At 72.2% G+C, this 16,330-nt stretch carries 15 protein-coding genes, 1 tRNA gene and 1 pseudogene; 7 read left to right on the top strand and 10 right to left on the bottom strand.

Annotated features, from left to right (window positions below):
- Positions 1-27: 27 nt before the first annotated feature.
- The 3 genes and pseudogenes from HJD23_RS34460 (at position 28) to HJD23_RS34455 (ending at position 2,937) form a co-directional block, all read left to right on the top strand.
- Positions 28-1,644 carry a glycerol-3-phosphate dehydrogenase/oxidase gene (locus HJD23_RS34460; RefSeq protein ID WP_171113385.1) on the top strand — a complete coding sequence of 539 codons (1,617 nt, stop codon included), beginning with the start codon at positions 28-30 and terminating at the stop codon, positions 1,642-1,644.
- Positions 1,645-1,699: 55 nt separating this feature from the next.
- Positions 1,700-1,795: pseudogene (locus tag HJD23_RS45075) on the top strand (GntR family transcriptional regulator); the annotation flags it as partial.
- 167 nt (positions 1,796-1,962) lie between these two features.
- Positions 1,963-2,937 (top strand): PAC2 family protein, encoded by a 975-nt coding sequence (locus tag HJD23_RS34455; RefSeq protein WP_171113384.1) that lies wholly within the window; start codon positions 1,963-1,965, stop codon positions 2,935-2,937.
- 55 nt (positions 2,938-2,992) lie between these two features.
- Here HJD23_RS34455 and mshC read toward each other — a convergent pair whose 3' ends face one another.
- From mshC to HJD23_RS34425, 6 genes are all read right to left on the bottom strand, one after another.
- Positions 2,993-4,222, bottom strand: a complete 1,230-nt coding sequence (mshC, locus tag HJD23_RS34450; protein WP_171113382.1) for a cysteine--1-D-myo-inosityl 2-amino-2-deoxy-alpha-D-glucopyranoside ligase — start codon at positions 4,220-4,222, stop codon at positions 2,993-2,995.
- Positions 4,223-4,355: 133 nt separating this feature from the next.
- Positions 4,356-5,174: an SCO1664 family protein gene (locus tag HJD23_RS34445; RefSeq protein ID WP_171113380.1), complete on the bottom strand. Its 819-nt coding sequence runs from the start codon at positions 5,172-5,174 to the stop codon at positions 4,356-4,358.
- The gene (locus HJD23_RS34440) at positions 5,138-5,728 is read right to left on the bottom strand and encodes a DUF3090 domain-containing protein (protein ID WP_171113378.1); all 591 of its coding nucleotides are present in this window, start codon (positions 5,726-5,728) and stop codon (positions 5,138-5,140) included. The genes HJD23_RS34445 and HJD23_RS34440 overlap by 37 nt, the downstream gene beginning before the upstream one ends.
- A 121-nt stretch (positions 5,729-5,849) precedes the next feature.
- Entirely contained in the window at positions 5,850-6,536 is a 687-nt protein-coding gene (locus HJD23_RS34435) for a histidine phosphatase family protein (protein WP_171113376.1), read from the bottom strand.
- A gap of 131 nt (positions 6,537-6,667) precedes the next feature.
- Positions 6,668-7,456 (bottom strand): ferritin-like domain-containing protein, encoded by a 789-nt coding sequence (locus HJD23_RS34430; protein WP_171113374.1) that lies wholly within the window; start codon positions 7,454-7,456, stop codon positions 6,668-6,670.
- A gap of 227 nt (positions 7,457-7,683) precedes the next feature.
- A complete protein-coding gene (locus HJD23_RS34425) occupies positions 7,684-8,739 on the bottom strand; it encodes an LLM class F420-dependent oxidoreductase (protein WP_171113372.1) in 1,056 nt (351 codons plus the stop codon).
- Between the two features lie 125 nt (positions 8,740-8,864).
- Between HJD23_RS34425 and HJD23_RS34420 the strand changes: the two genes are divergently transcribed.
- Both HJD23_RS34420 and HJD23_RS34415 read left to right on the top strand, forming a co-directional pair.
- Positions 8,865-9,851: an aldo/keto reductase gene (locus tag HJD23_RS34420; RefSeq protein WP_171113370.1), complete on the top strand. Its 987-nt coding sequence runs from the start codon at positions 8,865-8,867 to the stop codon at positions 9,849-9,851.
- Positions 9,848-12,067: a helix-hairpin-helix domain-containing protein gene (locus tag HJD23_RS34415; protein WP_171113368.1), complete on the top strand. Its 2,220-nt coding sequence runs from the start codon at positions 9,848-9,850 to the stop codon at positions 12,065-12,067. Before HJD23_RS34420 ends, HJD23_RS34415 begins: the two co-directional genes overlap by 4 nt.
- A 73-nt stretch (positions 12,068-12,140) precedes the next feature.
- On the opposite strand, the gene HJD23_RS34410 is transcribed toward HJD23_RS34415, so the two are convergent.
- Positions 12,141-12,860: a hypothetical protein gene (locus HJD23_RS34410; RefSeq protein WP_171113366.1), complete on the bottom strand. Its 720-nt coding sequence runs from the start codon at positions 12,858-12,860 to the stop codon at positions 12,141-12,143.
- Between the two features lie 47 nt (positions 12,861-12,907).
- Between HJD23_RS34410 and HJD23_RS34405 the strand changes: the two genes are divergently transcribed.
- On the top strand, positions 12,908-13,096 hold the full coding sequence (locus tag HJD23_RS34405; RefSeq protein ID WP_171113365.1) for a DUF5703 family protein: 189 nt from the start codon (positions 12,908-12,910) through the stop codon (positions 13,094-13,096).
- A 90-nt stretch (positions 13,097-13,186) separates the two neighbouring features.
- Here HJD23_RS34405 and HJD23_RS34400 read toward each other — a convergent pair whose 3' ends face one another.
- From HJD23_RS34400 to HJD23_RS34390, 3 genes are all read right to left on the bottom strand, one after another.
- Positions 13,187-14,005 carry a chaplin gene (locus tag HJD23_RS34400; protein ID WP_171113363.1) on the bottom strand — a complete coding sequence of 273 codons (819 nt, stop codon included), beginning with the start codon at positions 14,003-14,005 and terminating at the stop codon, positions 13,187-13,189.
- Between the two features lie 111 nt (positions 14,006-14,116).
- Positions 14,117-14,350, bottom strand: a complete 234-nt coding sequence (chpH, locus tag HJD23_RS34395; protein WP_141309216.1) for a chaplin ChpH — start codon at positions 14,348-14,350, stop codon at positions 14,117-14,119.
- Between the two features lie 157 nt (positions 14,351-14,507).
- On the bottom strand, positions 14,508-15,833 hold the full coding sequence (locus tag HJD23_RS34390) for a M20/M25/M40 family metallo-hydrolase (RefSeq protein ID WP_171113361.1): 1,326 nt from the start codon (positions 15,831-15,833) through the stop codon (positions 14,508-14,510).
- A gap of 154 nt (positions 15,834-15,987) precedes the next feature.
- On the opposite strand from HJD23_RS34390, the gene HJD23_RS34385 reads away from it, so the two are divergent.
- A tRNA-Leu gene (locus HJD23_RS34385) sits at positions 15,988-16,075 on the top strand.
- Positions 16,076-16,330 lie beyond the last annotated feature (255 nt).

Here is a 16,330-nt window from a genome sequence, read left to right as displayed (position 1 = left end):
TCGGCTGACGAGGAGTAAAAACCCGACATGACCAGCCAGTCCACCCTGCAGTCCGTGCCTGCCCTGGGCACGCGCCCGGCCTCCGGCTCGAACCCGAGCCGAGCCGAGACCCGGGAGCAGCTCGCCAAGGCGTCGTACGACCTTCTCGTGATCGGCGGCGGCATCCTGGGCATCTCCACCGCCTGGCACGCCGCGCAGTCCGGCCTCAGGGTGGCGCTGGTCGACGCCGGCGACTTCGCCGGCGCCACCTCCTCCGCCTCCTCCAAGCTCCTCCACGGCGGTCTGCGCTACCTGCAGACCGGCGCGGTGAAGCTGGTGGCGGAGAACCACTTCGAACGCCGTGCGGTCTCCCGCCAGGTGGCCCCCCACCTGGCGAACCCGCTCACCTTCTACCTCCCCGTGTACAAGGGGGGCCCGCACGGCGCCGCGAAGCTCGGCGCGGGCGTCTTCGCCTACTCCGCACTGTCCGCCTTCGGTGACGGCGTCGGCCACCTGCTCTCGCCTGCCAAGGCGCAGGCGGACGTGCCCGAGCTGCGCACCGAGAACCTCAAGGCCGTGGCCGTCTACGGCGACGACCAGATGAACGACGCCCGGATGGCGCTGATGACGGTCCGCGCGGCCGTCGAGGCGGGCGCGGTCGTCCTCAACCACGCCGAGGTCACCGGCCTGCGCTTCACCCAGGGCCGGGTGACCGGCGCCGAGCTCAAGGACCGGCTGTCCGGTGACGAGTTCGGCGTCAGCGCCCGCCTCGTGCTGAACGCGACCGGCCCCTGGGTCGACCACCTGCGCAGGATGGAGGACCCCAATGCCGCGCCGTCCATTCGCCTGTCGAAGGGCGCGCATCTGGTCCTGAAGCGCACCTCCCCCTGGAAGGCCGCGCTCGCCACCCCCATCGACAAGTACCGCATCACCTTCGCCCTCCCCTGGGAGGACATGCTGCTGCTCGGCACCACCGACGAGGTGTACGAGGGCGACCCGGCCGATGTGGCCGTCAACGACAAGGACATAGCCCAGATACTCGACGAGGCCGCGTTCTCCATCCGCGACCAGCAGCTCGACCGGGATCTGATCACGTACGCGTTCGCGGGGCTGCGGGTGCTGCCGGGCGGTCCCGGCGACACCGCGAAGGCCAAGCGCGAGACGGTGGTCACCGAGGGCCGGGGCGGGATGCTGTCCGTCGCGGGCGGCAAGTGGACGACCTTCCGCCACATCGGCCGGACGATCATGAAGAAGCTGGAGTCGCTGCCGGGCCGCCCGCTCGGCGAGGACTTCGAGCCGATCGCCTCGCTGCCGAAGAAGCTGCCGCTGCCGGGTGTCGCCAACCCGCGCGCGGTCGCCCACCGGCTGCTGACCGACCGTCCGGCACCGGGCCCGCGCATGGGCGCCGACACCGCCAAGCACCTGGCCACGCACTACGGCTCGCTGGCCTTCGACATCGCCCGCCTCGCCAACGACGACCCCGAGCTCGCCCAGCGCGTCCACCCGGACGCCCCGGAGATCTGGGCCCAGGTCGTCTGGGCCCGCGACCACGAGTGGGCCGAGACCGCGGACGACGTGCTGCGTCGCCGCACGACCCTGACGATCCGCGGCTTGGCCACGGACGACGTCCGCGCCAAGGTCCAGGACCTGCTCGACAAGAAGTAGCCGAACGCCATGGACGGGGGCGGCTCCACGCCGACGGAGCCGCCCCCGTCCGTACGTCGAGCCCGCCGCCACGGCGATGGCGGCCGCGCACCTCGGCGAGCGCGAACTCGACGCGCTCACTGACCGGTTGGCGGCGCTCGGCGCGCAGCCGGTCCGCCCTGTGAACGCGCTGTGACAGCTCGGATGAATCGCGGGTGTCCCGGGGTGACGAACGGGGCAGTGTTCCGTTCACTCCCCCGTGCAAGGGGGCTGCGGGCGCCCCCGCCGCACGCCGTAAGGTTGGGGCGTCAGGCGAGGCACGTCGGAAGGAGGCACTGGGTGATCGAGCTCGAGGGGGTTCCCGAGCTGATCGACCCGGTCATGGTGGCCGCGTTCGAGGGCTGGAACGATGCCGGCGACGCCGCCTCCACCGCGGTCGCGCATCTCGAGAGGGAGTGGAAGGGCGAGGTGTTCGCGGCGCTGGACGCCGAGGACTACTACGACTTCCAGGTGAACCGGCCCACGGTGTGGATGGACGCCGGCGTCCGCAAGATCACCTGGCCGACGACAAGGTTGTCGGTGGTCCGGGTCGGCGGCGAGAAGCCGCGTGACCTGGTGCTGGTCCGCGGCATCGAACCGTCCATGCGCTGGCGCTCGTTCTGCAACGAGCTGCTCGGCTTCGCGCACGAGCTGGGCGTGGAGCTGGTGGTGATCCTCGGCGCCCTGCTCGGCGACACCCCGCACACCCGTCCGGTCCCGATCAGCGGGACCACGTCCGACCCGGACCTGGCCCGCCGGATGGACCTGGAGGAGACCAAGTACGAGGGTCCGACGGGCATCGTCGGCGTCCTGCAGGAGGCGTGCACGCACGCGGGCGTACCGGCGGTGTCGCTCTGGGCGGCCGTACCGCACTACGTGTCGCAGCCGCCCAATCCGAAGGCGACGCTGGCCCTGCTCAACCGTCTGGAGGACCTGATCGACATCCGCATCCCGCTGGGCGAGCTGCCCGAGGACGCGCGTGCCTGGCAGGTGGGCGTGGACCAGCTGGCCGCCGAGGACAGCGAGGTCGCGGAGTACGTGCAGACGCTGGAGGAGGCCCGGGACACCGCGGAGCTGCCGGAGGCGTCGGGCGAGGCGATCGCCCGCGAGTTCGAGCGGTATCTGCGGCGCCGGGACGGCGGCACCCCGCCCATGCCCGGCGGGCACGCGACGGCGGACGGCGGCGAGATCCCGCCGTTCCTGCGGGACAACCCGAGCGGCCGACCCCGCCCGCCGAAGCCGGGCAACGACGAAGAGGACTCGTCCGAGGAGTGAGCGCAGCCGTGTGGGCCGCTTCCCCCGCCGGGAGGGAGCGGCCCACAGTGGTGTCCTACAGGGCCACGCCCAACAGCGCGTCCACAGCACGGGCCACGACGCCGGGGGCGCCCATGTCCGTACCGCCCCGCTCTTGCTGCCGAGCCGCCCAGCGGTCGACCGCGACGAGCGCGGCCGGGGCGTTCAGGTCGTCGGCGAGGGCCTCGCGGATCTCCTCGACCAGCGTGTCGGCGCTCGGCCCGTCGGGCCGGGAGACCGCCGAGCGCCAGCGGTCGAGCCGGGCCACGGCGTCCCGGAGCACCTGGTCGGTCCACTCCCAGTCGGCCCGGTAGTGGTGGGCGAGCAGGGCGAGCCGGATCGCGGCCGGGTCGACGCCCTCGCGGCGCAGCTGGGAGACGAAGACCAGGTTGCCCTTGGACTTGGACATCTTCTCGCCGTCGAGGGCGACCATGCCGGCGTGCACATAAGCCTTGGCCATGGGGAACTCGCCGGTCAGCACCTGGGCGTGCGAGGCGCCCATCTCGTGGTGCGGGAAGGCGAGGTCGGAGCCGCCGCCCTGGACGTCGAAGCCCATCCCGAGGTGGTCGAGGGCGATGGCCACGCACTCGATGTGCCAGCCGGGCCGGCCCCGGCCGAGCGAACCGCCGTCCCAGCTCGGCTCGCCCTCGCGGGCCGCCATCCACAGCATCGGGTCGACGGGGTTCTTCTTGCCCGGGCGGTCCGGGTCGCCGCCGCGCTCGGCGGAGAGCAGCCGCATGGCGGCGGCGTCCAGGTGGGACACCTTGCCGAAGTGGGGGTCGGACTCGACGGAGAAGTAGATGTCGCCTTCGAGTTCGTAGGCCGCGCCCATGTCGCGCAGCCGCTCCACCAGCGGCATGATGCCGGGTATCGCCTCGACGGCGCCGATGTAGTGCTGCGGGGGCAGCATCCGCAGGGCGGTCATGTCCTCGCGGAACAGCGCGGTCTCCCGCTCGGCGAGGGCGACCCAGTCGAGGCCGTCGCGGTCGGCCCGCTGCAGGAGAGGATCGTCGACGTCGGTGACGTTTTGCACGTACTGGACCTGCCGCTTGGTGTCGAGCCACACGCGCTGCACGAGGTCGAACGCGTTGTAGGTCGCCGCGTGACCCATGTGGGTCGCGTCGTACGGGGTGATGCCGCAGACGTAGATACGGGCGACGGGACCGGGGTCGAGGGTGACGAGCCCACCGGTCGCGGTGTCGTGGATCCTCAGGTCGCGGCCCTTGCCAGGCAGGGCGGGGACCTCGGAAGCGGGCCAGGCATGCATGTCTTGAGCCTAACCGGACTGGAGTTCCGTATACGAACCGGACCAGGCGGGATGGCCGGGAAGGCCCACGCGCGCGATCCCCGCGGATGTGCCTGTCATCCCGGATGTGCCCGTCACAGCGGCGGCCGTGCCCTCACACCGGCGGCCACGGAATCGCCGGCCACTCCCCGCCCGGTTCCGGGTGCGTCCCGGTGGCGAGCAGTACGTCGACCCGCGCGCGGGTCGCGTCGATCTCGGCGTCGGTGATCAGCGCGCCCAGCCGCTCGGCGAGCGGCCCGTCCGTCTTCAGCTCCCGTTGGAGCCGCTGGAGGACCTCCACGGCCTCCGCGGTGAGCGGCTCGCCGGCCCAGCCCCACAGGAGCGTGCGCAGCTTGTTCTCGACGTTGAAGGTGACCCCGTGGTCGATGCCGTACAGCTGCCCGTCCCCGGTCGGCAGCAGATGACCGCCCTTGCGGTCGGCGTTGTTGATCACCGCGTCGAGCACGGCGAGCCGCCGCAGCCGCTCGTCATCGGCGTGCACCAGCAGCGCGGTCTTGCCCTCGCCGACCTCGGCGAAGCCGATCGCCTTCCAGCCGGGGGCGGGCTCCTCGGCGTCGACGAGGGCGAGCAGCTCGGCGTCCGGCCGCGCCTCGATCCACAGCTGGCACATGCCCTCGCCGTACGGCCCGTCGCGCAGCACGGTGGGCGGGACCAGCCCCCAGCCGGTCGCCTCGGAGACCTCGTACGCGGCGACCTCGCGCTGGGCCAGGGTCCCGTCGGGGAAGTCCCACAGGGGCCGCTCCCCCGCGACGGGCTTGTACACGCAGGTGGCCTCCTGGCCGTCGTACGCGATTGTGCAGTACAGGGCCGCGTTGGAGGCGTCACGGATGCGTCCGCGCACGGTCAGCTCACCGGTGGCGAGCAGCTGCTCGGAGGTCATGCTCCGCGGCGGTATCCGTTCTGGCGCGGACATACGTGTCCTTCCGGGTCGAGCGGCAGACTGCACAGCGGGCAGGGCGGCCGGCCGGCGTTGACGACGTCGAGGGCGCGCTTGGCGAAGGCGCGGGCCTGCGCGCCGGTGAGCCGGACCCGCAGCATCGGGGGGCCGTTCTCCTCGTCCTGGAGGAGCCGCTCCTCGGCCTCGGCGAGGTCCTCCTCGGTGTCGGCGTCGAGCTCCACCAGCGCCTGCGCCTCGACGATCATGCGCTGCTCCTCGCCGTCCCAGGCGAGGGCCATGGTGCCGACCCGGAACTCCTCCTCGATGGGGGTCTCCAGCGGGGCGCTGTCGGCGATCTCGGCGGGGGCCACGGCCGGCACGGCGGCGTTGCCGCCGCTGCGCCGGACCACCTCGTCGAGCAGCTCGTCCATGCGCTCGGCGAGCGCTGCGACCTGAGTCTTCTCCAGGGCCACGCTGGTCACCCGGGAGCCGGCGGTGGCCTGGAGGAAGAAGGTACGGCGCCCGGGCAGTCCGACCGTACCGGCCACGAAGCGGTCCGGGGGGTCGTAGAGGAACACCTGACGGGACACGTCCTGTCTCCATTGATCGTGGGTCGACATCGACTTCGGGACCGACCGGCCGCCGTGCGGACGCTCGGCTGCGGACAAGTACGGCGTTACTGCGACCGCTTCACCCTACTGCGGCCGACGATCACGGTGCGCCCGCACCGCCCCCGACCGGTGCGTCCCCGCCGGGCGGTTCCTCGCGCGGCACCAGGGACGCGAAGTCGCCGGTGTCCCCGAGGCGCACGAGGAACGGCCTGAGACGGGTGTAACGGATGGCGGTGATGGAGCACGGTTCTACGGAAATCCGCTGGAAGAGGTCGAGATGAAGCCCGAGTGCGTCGGCGACGAGGGCCTTGATGATGTCCCCGTGCGAGCACATGAGGTACACGGCGTCGGCGCCGTGATCGCGCTCCACGCGCGCGTTCCACTCCCGTACCGCCTCCGCGGCCCGGTGCTGCATCGCTCGCATCGACTCACCGCCCGGGAAGACGGCCGCCGTCGGATGGGCCTGCACCACCTCCATGAGGGGTTCGTCCTTGAGCTCGGCGAGCTTGCGCCCGGACCAGTCGCCGTAGTGGCACTCCGCGATCCGCTCGTCGGTGTGGGCGCGCAGTTCGGGGCGGGCGTCGAGCAGCGGCCGGATCGTCTCCTGGCAGCGCTGCAGCGGGCTGGTGACGACCTCGGCGATCGGCAGCTCGGCGAGCCGCCCGGGCAGCGCGGCGGCCTGCGCGGCGCCGCGCTCGTCGAGGGCGACGCCGGGCGTCCAGCCGGCGAGCAGTCCCTCGGTGTTGGCGGTGGAGCGTCCGTGCCGGACGAGGATCAGCGTGGGCATGCGGCCCAGGGTAGGCGCAGGAAGGAGAGTGCCGAGCCTTCGAGCGGCAGCTCACTGCTGCCGTAGTTCCGCCGCGCGGTACGTCCGCGCCCCCTCAGGCGGGCGGGCCCGTACAGCGCGGCGGTACTCGCTCAGGCGAACTCGGGGGCGGCGGCGGCCGGGCCGCCGAGGGCGTTGCGGCGGTCGGGCATCTTCAGGGTCGCCATGCGCCGCCAGCCGCCGAGCCGCTCGTAGCAGTACATGGCGTGGATGCCGAACGCGAGCACCGCGGCCTTCGGCCGGGACCAGCCGAGGATGCGGCCCATGCGGGCCATGACCGCGAGGCTGACGTCCCGGTAGACGCGGATCTCGGCGAGGGCGGTCTCGCGCAGGGTGCGCCGGATGTGGCGGCCGTGTCCGGCGGCGGCGAAGCGCAGCAGTTCCTCGTGCGTGTAGGCGAGGTGGTTGTCCTCGTCGTTGGAGATCATCCGGACCGCCCTGCCGACCACCGGGTGGTCCACGAAGTACTTCTTCAGCATCACCATCTGGTCGGCGGCGCGCTGTTCGGTGACGCGGCTGTGCGCGAGGTACGTGATGATGTCCTGCACGGTGAGCGGCTGGTCCGCCTTGAGCTTCTCGTGTGCGAGGCCGATGCCCTGCTTCTCCAGCAGCATCGTGTAGTCGGTGTCCGGCGGGACCTCGACGGGTTCGAGGCCGCGCTTCTTCAGCAGCGCGTTGAAGATCCGCCCGTGCTTGTCCTCGTCCGCGCCATGGCGGGTGATCTTGGGGGCGAGGTCGCGCTCGCTCGCGGGCACGAGCGCGGCGATCCGGGCGTTCTCCCAGCCGCCCTGCGCCTCACCGCTGGCCGCGATGGAGCAGAACAGCCGGAACGACTGGTCGTTGTCGAGGATCTCCTGGAACAGACTCTTGGCCGAAAGCATCTGAGAGCACCTCTCTGCAGAATTCCGCAAAGAACGAGTCAAATGCTCGCGCAGTCGTAGGGCAACAGTTGTGTCGGACAACTCCATCGAAAGATGGGCCGACGGGGGCGCGTCGGGAGCGTAACCGCGCGCTGGTCGGCGCGTTGTTCCCGGTGACGGCCGTGGCGGGGAAGGCCCCCGAGCCCCCACCACGGCCGTGGAGACCTCTCCGGCGGCGCTACGACGCGTTACGCGAGCCCGGCCCGCTCCAGCGCCTCGGAACCCGCCCGCAGCGAGGCGAGCCGTTCCTCCAGCGTGAAGCCGGCGGGCGCCAGCGACAGCGTCGTGACCCCGGCCGCGGCGTAGGCCTTCATCCGGTCGGCGATGCGGTCCACGGAGCCGAGCAGTGTGGTCTGGTCGATCAGCTCGTGCGGTACGGCGGCCGCGGCGCCCTGCTTGTCGCCGGAGAGGTACTTGTCCTGGATCTCGGCGGCCTGCTGCTCGTAGCCCATGCGCCGGGCGAGCTGGTTGTAGAAGTTCTGCTTGGGGCTGCCCATGCCGCCGACGTACAGGGCGGTGTAGGGGCGGAAGGTGTCGGCGAGGGCGGTGACGTCCTTGTCGTCGCCGACGGCGAGCGGCAGGGTCGGACAGACGTCGAAGCCGTCCATGGTCTTGCCGGCCTTCTCACGCCCCGCGCGCAGGTGCTTGATCGCGGTGTCCTCCAGGTGGTCGGCGGACGGGAAGATCAGCAGGGCGCCGTCGGCGATCTCGCCGGTCTGTTCCAGGTTCTTGGGGCCGATCGCGGCGATGTACAGCGGGATGTGCTCGCGCTGCGGGTGCACGGTGAGCTTGATCGGCTTGCCGGGGCCGCCGGGGAGGGGCAGCGTCCAGTGCTCGCCGTCGTAGGAGAGGCGTTCGCGGGTCATGGCCTTGCGGACGATCTCGACGTACTCGCGCGTGCGGGACAGCGGCTTGTCGAACTTGACGCCGTACCAGCCCTCGGAGACCTGCGGGCCGGAGACGCCGAGGCCGAGGCGGAACCGGCCGCCGGACAGCGAGTCCAGGGTGGCGGCGGTCATCGCGGTCATCGCGGGCTGGCGTGCCGGGATCTGGAAGATGGCCGAGCCGACGTCGATGCGTTCCGTCTGGGCGGCGACCCAGCTGAGCACGGTGGCGGCGTCGGAGCCGTAGGCCTCGGCGGCCCAGCAGACGGCGTATCCGAGGCGGTCGGCCTCCTGGGCCACGGCGAGGTTGTCCGCGTCCATTCCGGCGCCCCAGTAGCCGAGGTTGATCCCGAGCTGCATGGCCTTCCCCTTACTGATCAGTAACGTGCCTTGTGGCGTCGACCTTAGCGTGGGGGCCCGATCAGGGAAATCGGTTGTCCACAGGCAACCCACGGCGCCAGTTCTGGCCAGTAATCTCGGCGGACATGGAGCAGAGGCATCTCGGCCGTACCGGCCTGCGTGTGTCCCGGATCGGACTCGGCACCCTGACCTGGGGACGGGACACCGATGAGCATGATGCCGCGGACCTGCTGAAGACGTTCTGGGAAGCGGGCGGGACGCTCGTGGACACCGCGGACGTCTACGGGGACGGTGAGGCCGAGTACCTGCTCGGGCGGCTCATGGAAGGGCTCGTGCCGCGACGGGACCTGGTGCTGTCGACCAAGGCCGGGAGCGTGCCCGACCCGGACCGGCGGTTCGACGGGTCGCGGGGGCATCTGCTGGCCGCGCTGGACGCCTCGCTCGCCCGGCTCGGCACGGACTACGTCGACCTGTGGCACATCCACGCCTTCGACCCGGACACCCCGCTGGAGGAGACGCTCCACGCGCTGGACCTGGCGGTGAGCAGCGGGCGGGCGCGGTACGCGGGGGTCTCCAACTTCTGCGGCTGGCAGCTGGCGAAGGCGGCGACCTGGCAGCTGGCGGCGCCCGGGGCGCGGACGAGGCTGGCGAGTACGCAGATGGAGTACTCGCTGCTGCAGCGCGGCGTCGAGCGGGAGGTGCTGCCGGCCGCGCTGGACCTGGGCATCGGGATGTTGCCGTCGTCGCCGCTGGGGCGGGGTGTGCTGACCGGCAAGTACCGGGGCAACGCCCTGCCGCCGGACTCGCGGGGGGCCTCGGAGCATCTGGCGCCCTTCGTCGAGCCGTATCTCGACGACACCGCGAGCCGCGTCGTGGACGCCGTGGCGACGGCGGCGGACGGGCTGGCGGTCACGCCTCTCCAGGTGGCCCTCGCGTGGGTGCGGGACCGGCCCGGCGTGGCGGCGCCGATCGTCGGTGCGCGCACCGCGCAGCAGCTCACGGCGGCGTTGTCAGTGGAGGCGCTTAGTCTTCCTGACGAGATCTGCCGGGCGCTCGACGATGTGTCGGCGCCTGTGCACCGCTATCCCGATCACGACTGGAGCACGCTGTGAGCACGGAGCCGGAGACCACCGAGGACGCCGAGCCGAGGAAGCCGGACGCCGCGGAGACCGAGGCTGCGGAGACCGAGGCTTCGGATGCTGGGGGCGGTGGGGTGTCGGGGGCGCCTGCGAGCACTGGGGGTGGTGCGCAGTCGGAGACGGCGAGTGCCGGGGGTGATGAGCAGTCGGAGGCTGAGGCCGAGGCTGCGGACGCCGGGGAGACCGAGGCCGACGCCGGGGGGCGTGAACTCTCCGAGGCCGAGGCCGAGTTGGTGGCTCAGCGGGTGGAGCGGGAGCGGATCGAGCGGCGCAAGGCGGAGCGGCAGGGGCCCGTCGAGGCCGGTGCGAAGCTCAGCGGGAAGGCCGCCGAACTGCTCGCGGCCGTGCGTGCGGTGGAGAGCGGGGACAAGCCGCCCGCGACCGTGTTCGAGGAGCCGCCGCCCCGGCGGCAGGCCCCGGAGCCGGTACGGCGGACGCAGCCCGTGGTGCCGGTCGCGGCGGGCGCGCCGGCGCCCGGGGTCGTCGAGGGCGTGCGGCGGGTGCTGAGCCAGGGCGGTGCTCCCGAGACGCTTGCCACGCAGGTCGCGACGGCGCTGGGTGAGGGCGCGGAGGAACTGCTGCGCGCCGATCCCTGGCAGTTGCTGCGGGTCGGCGGTGTGCGGCCGGAGCAGGCCGACGGGTTCGCGCGGGCGCTGCTGGGGGCGGAGTGCGGGCCCGACGACGAGCGGCGGGGGCGGGCGGTCACCGTGTGGCTCCTGGAGCAGGCGGCGCTCGCCGGGCACACCGCGCTGGAGATGCCGGCGCTGACCGCCGCGCTGGCGCAGCGGGGGGTACCGGATCCGGAGGGGGCCGTGCAGGGGGCGCTCGCCGAGGGCGACGCCCTGGCCTTCCAGGACGGGCTGGAGGAGAGCGAGGGCGAAGGCGAGGGCCAGGAGCGTCCTGTCCGGGTCCTGGTCGGGCTGGAGCGGTACGCGCTCGCGGAGGAGAGCCTGGCCGACGGTCTGGCCCGGTTGATCAACTCGGTGCCGAAGGGGGACGGTTCGGCCGAGGCGTGGGAGCGGGCAGTGACCGGCGCCCAGGGGGCGGCCGCCGAGTTGATCCGGGCGGTCGCCGGACACGGGCTGGTGCTGCACACCGGCGGGGAGGCGTCCCGGGCCGAGGCGGCGGAGCTGGTGCGGGCGGCGCGGGGGCTCGGCCTGCGGGTGTGGGCCGCCGCGCACAGTCCTGTCGGCCGGGGGCAGTTCTCGGCGCTGATGGGCGGGCCGGAGGCCGGGGTGACCACGGTCGCCGGGCTGCTGTCCGGGGCGGAGGGGCCGGGGCGGGACGCGGACGGCGCGCTCGACCTCGATCTGCTCGTCGTACTCGACGCGCCCCAGCTCGACGTGGAGACGGCCGCGCTGCTGGTCGAGTCACTGCCGGACGGGGCGCGGCTGGTGCTGGCCGGGGATCCGGGGGTGCTGTGGTCCATCGGCCCCGGGCGGGTCTTCGCGGATCTGCTGGCGGTGCGCACCTGCCCCCACATCGCCTCCCGAAGGCCCGATCCCGGCCCGCTGGGCGAGCTGGTGTCCGGGGTCGGCGTGGGCGAGCTGCTCCAGGTCGAGGCGCCCGGCAAGGAGGTCGTGATCGTGCCGGTGCGCGACGCGGGCGAGGCGGTGCACCGGACCGTGCAGCTCGTCGCCGACTCGGTGCCGCGGGCCATCGGCGTACCCCCGGAGCAGACGGTGGTCATCACGCCGGGGCACGGGGGCGCGGCGGGGACGCGGGCGCTGAACGCCGCGCTGAAGGAGCGGCTCAATCCCGGCCCCGGACGCTTCGGCGGCTTCGACCCCGGGGACCGCGTCGCCTACTCCCCCACGCCGGGCCGTACGCTCCCCGGCCACGTGGTCAAGGCCGACGCCGAGGGGCTGCACCTGTCGTGCGCCGGGGACGCCGTGGTCGTACCGAAGGAGCGGGTGGAGCACTCCGTACGCCACGGGTGGGCCCTGACCGCGCACCAGGCGGTGGGGACCCGCTGGCCCGCGGTGGTCGCGGTCCTGCCCGGCGACGCCGCGCAGGCCCTGAGCCGGCCCTGGGTGTACACGGCGTTCGGCCGCGCGGAACGGCACCTGTCGGTGGTCCACGGCGTGGAACAGGCCCTGCCGAAGGCGGTCGCGGAGGTCCCGGCGAAGCCACGGACGACTCGGCTGCCGGTGCTTCTCGGCGCGCAGGTGGCGGTGGAGGTGCCCTGAGCCGGACCCCGGCAGAAGGCGGCAGCCACGGGGTGTCCCCGTGGCTGCCGCCTGCCGTTCGCTGCGTGCCTGGTCAGCGGCGGTCCGCGTCCAGTGGTTCCAGGTCCTCGTCCTCGTCCAGGTCGAGGTCGTCCTCCAGATCGTCGGGGTCGTCGGGGTCGTCGGGATCATCTTCGTCGTCGTCCGGCTCGTCCTCGTCGAACACGGCGCTGACGTCGAAGCGGCAGACCACGCTCTGCGGGTCGACGTTCTCGAACGGGGCCTCCAGCCACTCGCCGGGGTCGGCCGGTTCCTCCGCCGCCGTGACCCACAGCGTGGAGTCGCCCTCCTCCAGGCCGAACTCCTTGTGCCGGGAGGCGATCTCGTCCGGTTCGAACTCGCCGAAGAGGATGCCCAACGCGCCGTGGACCGTGCTCGCGCCCTCCGCGTCCGTGCTGTCCTCGTCCGCCGCCTCGATCCGCTGGGCCTGCGCCATCAGTCGCTGTGGCTCCGCCACCGCGTAGTCGCGGCGGATCAGCACACTCAGGGCGTTCGGTTCCTCGGGCCCGGTGTACGGCGGCAGCGTGTCCTCGGCACCGGGGATCTCGAAGGGCGTGACCTCGTCATAACGGTCGTAGAGCAGCTCGTCGTACGCCTCTGCGGCCGCGGCCAGCTGGTTGAACGCCTCGTAGACGGCCGGGTCGTCCTCCCCCGACCTGCGTTCGACCGCCGCGAGATGACGGTCGAGCGCGGTCTTGACCGCCTCGGCGGCGGCGCGTACCTCGGCAGCGTTGGGCTGCGCAGCATCAGACATAGAGCAGACGCTATCCGTACTGGGCCGTTGCCCGCACAATAGATGCGATGCCGGAATACGAATTTGTCGACGTGTACGTACCGCGCGGGACCTCCCGCAAGGACGCCACGCGCCTGCTGACGGACCATGCCGAGTACGGACACTGGGAGTTGCACCGCCTGAGCCTGCTGCGCGACGGCAGCCGCAGGGTGCGGCTGCGCCGGCGGATCATCCGCCAGGTGCGGGCCACGTGGTGAGCTGAGGGGGCGAAGCGGAGCGGAGCGGGCCCCGCCGGGGTGGCGGGGCCCGCTCCGTTGCCGGTGGCGGGTGTGCTGCTGCCGGACGCGCTACGCCGAGGCGCGCGCCCTGCGGTACAGCACGGCGCCCGCCAGCAGCGTGCCCACGCCCAGCGCCGCGGCCGCGCCCATCGGCAGCTCGCTGCCGGTCTGGGCGAGCTGGGAGTCGTCGCCGAGCTGGGTGACGGACGAGACGCCGGGGCGGTCGCCGTTCCCGGAGCCGGAGCCGTCGTCCACGCCGGAGCCGGAGCCGTCGTCCACGCCGGTGCCGGGGCCGTCGTCACCCGGCGTGCTGGGCTGCTCGGGATCGCCCGGGTTACCGGGGTCACCAGGGTTGCCCGGGTTACCGGGGTCGCCCGGCGGGGTCGTACCCCCACCTTCCCCCGGCGGCGTGGTGTGACCGTTGCCGCCGCCGTTGGCGCAGTCGTTGTCCTTGGCCGCGTTGCCGACGCCGATGATGTCGACGCTGTTGCCGCAGACGTTGACCGGCACGTGCACCGGCGCCTGGACGTGGTTGCCGGAGCCGATGCCGGGTGAGTCCTCGGCGTGCCCGTCCGCGTGCGCCCCGGAGGAGCCGTGGCCACTGGAGCCGTCGTCGCCGTAGCCGCCGGACGAGGCCTTGCCCCCGCCCTGGTTGGCGCAGGAGTTGCCGACCGCCGGGTTGAGGATGCCGACGACGTTGACGGTGTTGCCGCAGACGTTGACCGGCACATGCACCGGCGCCTGCACGGTGTTGCCGGACAGCACGCCCGGCGAGTTCGAACTGGAGCCGCTCGCGCCCGAGTCGGCGTGGGCGTGGCCGCTCGCGGCGGCGATCACGCCGGTCGCCGCCGCCACGGTCATCAGTCCCTTGCGGGTGCCCTGTCGCATCGCTGAATTCCTGCCTTCCCCCTCTTGACCTACGTGAAAGACCGGTCGGTCCCGGAGTGCAGAGCGTGCCCTCCGGGACCGACGGCGTGGACGAACCTCAGAAAGGCAGCGTCACTTGTTGATGCAGGTGTTGCCGAAGGCGGGGTTCAGCAGCCCGATCACCGAGATCGTGTTGCCGCAGACGTTCACGGGGACGTGCACGGGAACCTGAACAACGTTGCCGGACAGGACGCCCGGGGACCCCACGGCGGCACCCTGGGCACCGGAGTCGGCGACGGCCATGCCCGCGCCCGCGAGAACCAGCCCACCGGTGGCAGCCGCAGCAGCGACGACCTTCTTGATCATTATTCCTCCTTGTTGGCAATGCGATCACAAGTAGCTGATCGCATCACCTGTAACGAGGAGGAACTAATAGGGCTACGAGCCTATGAGCGCGTTCACCCTCCCCGGTCACGCTCCGCACACGCGGGCGATTACTGATGTGTCGTTTCATCGGCCCAAGTCAGGACGCATCGATGAACCGGTCGAGCACCCGCACGCCGAACTTCAGCCCGTCCACCGGCACTCGCTCGTCGACGCCGTGGAACATCCCGGCGAAGTCCAGCTCCGGCGGCAGCTTCAGCGGCGCGAAGCCGAAGCAGCGGATGCCGAGGTCGTCGAAGGACTTGGCGTCGGTGCCGCCGGAGAGCATGTAGGGCACGGCCCGCGCGATCGGGTCCTCGGCGCTGAGCGCGCTCTGCATGGCGTCGACGAGCTTGCCGTCGAAGTCGGTCTCCAGCGCCTTGTCGGCGTGCACGTCCTCGCGCCGCACGCGGGGGCCGAGCAGCCGGTCGAGGTCGGCGAGGAACTCCTCCTCGTGACCGGGCAAGAACCGCCCGTCGACGTGCGCGGTGGCCTGGCCGGGAATGACGTTGACCTTGTAGCCGGCGCCGAGCATGGTGGGCGCGGCCGAGTTGCGCAGCGTCGCGCCGATCATCTTGGCGATGCCGCCGAGCTTGGCGAGGGTCTCGTCCATGTCCTCGGGGTCGAGTTCCACGCCGAGCGCGTCGGAGAGCTCGTCGAGGAAGGACCGTACGGTCTTGGTGACCCGCACCGGCCACTTGTGCCGGCCGACTCGCCCCACGGCCTCGCACAGCTCGGTGATCGCGTTGTCCTCGTTGGTCATCGAGCCGTGACCGGCGGTGCCGTCCACGGTGAGCCGCATCCAGTGCATGCCCTTCTGGGCGGTCTCGACGAGGTAGAGCCGCAGCTGCTCGTTGACGGTGAAGGAGAACCCGCCGACCTCGCCGATCCCCTCGGTCACGCCCTCGAACAGCTCGGGGTGCTTGTCGACCAGGTACCGCGCGCCCCAGGTGCCGCCGGCCTCCTCGTCGGCGAGGAAGGCGAGCACGATGTCGCGCGGGGGCTTGCGCCCGCTGCGCAGCCGGTCGCGGACGACCGCGAGGGTCATCGCGTCCATGTCCTTCATGTCGACGGCCCCGCGGCCCCACACGCACCCGTCCGCGATCTCGCCGGAGAAGGGGTGGTGGGTCCAGTCGGCCGCGTTGGCCGGTACGACGTCGAGGTGGCCGTGGATGAGCAGCGCGGGCCGGGACGGGTCCTCGCCCTCGATACGGGCCACCGTGGAGGCGCGGCCCTTGTGGGACTCGATGATCCGCGCGTCGAGGCCCACCTCGGCGAGCTTGGCGGCGACGTACTCGGCCGCCTTGCGCTCCCCCGGCCCCGAGTGGTCGCCGTAGTTGCTGGTGTCGATCTGGATCAGCTCGCGGCAGAGGTCGACGACCTCGTCCTCGCCGGTGACGCCTTCGGCCGTGCCCGTGTCGCTCACGCCGCTTCCTTCCGCAGTCGCCGCTGGTGGTCCCCCTCATCCTCCCCCGAGCCCGGTCCCGCCCCAAGACCGCGCGGGTGTGATCAGCCGTCCCCGAAAGCCTGGTAATGTTTACGTCGTCGCCGCGAGGGAAACCCAGCGCGGCAGACACCTTGTCCGGGTGGCGGAATGGCAGACGCGCTAGCTTGAGGTGCTAGTGCCCTTTATCGGGCGTGGGGGTTCAAGTCCCCCCTCGGACACCAGCTCAGACCCCTGTTCACCAGGGGTCTTTTGCTTTGCCGGGAGGCTTGCGGGCCCCCGTGTGGGCCATCTCTCCCCCGCCGGGAAGATCCCGAGGTCACAGCCCTCAACGCCCCCTGGGGTACGGCCCGAACAGCCTCTTCCGGATGGCCGCCGAGCGACGTCGAACTCACCGTCGTACTAAAATTTCCGGCTTGTTACGGAGCTGGAGCCGGACAACCCCAGGCAGACCTGCGGGCCCGCCAGCGCCCCGGAGC

The organism is Streptomyces sp. Z423-1 (genome assembly GCF_013009255.1).
GTDB classification, from domain to species: Bacteria; Actinomycetota; Actinomycetes; order Streptomycetales; family Streptomycetaceae; genus Streptomyces; species Streptomyces gossypiisoli.
This window is presented reverse-complemented; position numbering and strand designations above follow the sequence as displayed.

Coding starts and splice junctions, on each gene's coding strand:
- HJD23_RS34430 (WP_171113374.1), bottom strand. CDS start 7,456: ATGCTTTCGGCCAAGAGTCTGTTCCAGGAGATCCTCGACAACGACCAG.
- mshC (WP_171113382.1), bottom strand. CDS start 4,222: ATGCATGCCTGGCCCGCTTCCGAGGTCCCCGCCCTGCCTGGCAAGGGC.
- HJD23_RS34435 (WP_171113376.1), bottom strand. CDS start 6,536: ATGCCCACGCTGATCCTCGTCCGGCACGGACGCTCCACCGCCAACACC.
- HJD23_RS34425 (WP_171113372.1), bottom strand. CDS start 8,739: ATGCAGCTCGGGATCAACCTCGGCTACTGGGGCGCCGGAATGGACGCG.
- HJD23_RS34445 (WP_171113380.1), bottom strand. CDS start 5,174: ATGTCCGCGCCAGAACGGATACCGCCGCGGAGCATGACCTCCGAGCAG.
- HJD23_RS34405 (WP_171113365.1), top strand. CDS start 12,908: ATGCCGGAATACGAATTTGTCGACGTGTACGTACCGCGCGGGACCTCC.
- chpH (WP_141309216.1), bottom strand. CDS start 14,350: ATGATCAAGAAGGTCGTCGCTGCTGCGGCTGCCACCGGTGGGCTGGTT.
- HJD23_RS34400 (WP_171113363.1), bottom strand. CDS start 14,005: ATGCGACAGGGCACCCGCAAGGGACTGATGACCGTGGCGGCGGCGACC.
- HJD23_RS34410 (WP_171113366.1), bottom strand. CDS start 12,860: ATGTCTGATGCTGCGCAGCCCAACGCTGCCGAGGTACGCGCCGCCGCC.
- HJD23_RS34460 (WP_171113385.1), top strand. CDS start 28: ATGACCAGCCAGTCCACCCTGCAGTCCGTGCCTGCCCTGGGCACGCGC.
- HJD23_RS34420 (WP_171113370.1), top strand. CDS start 8,865: ATGGAGCAGAGGCATCTCGGCCGTACCGGCCTGCGTGTGTCCCGGATC.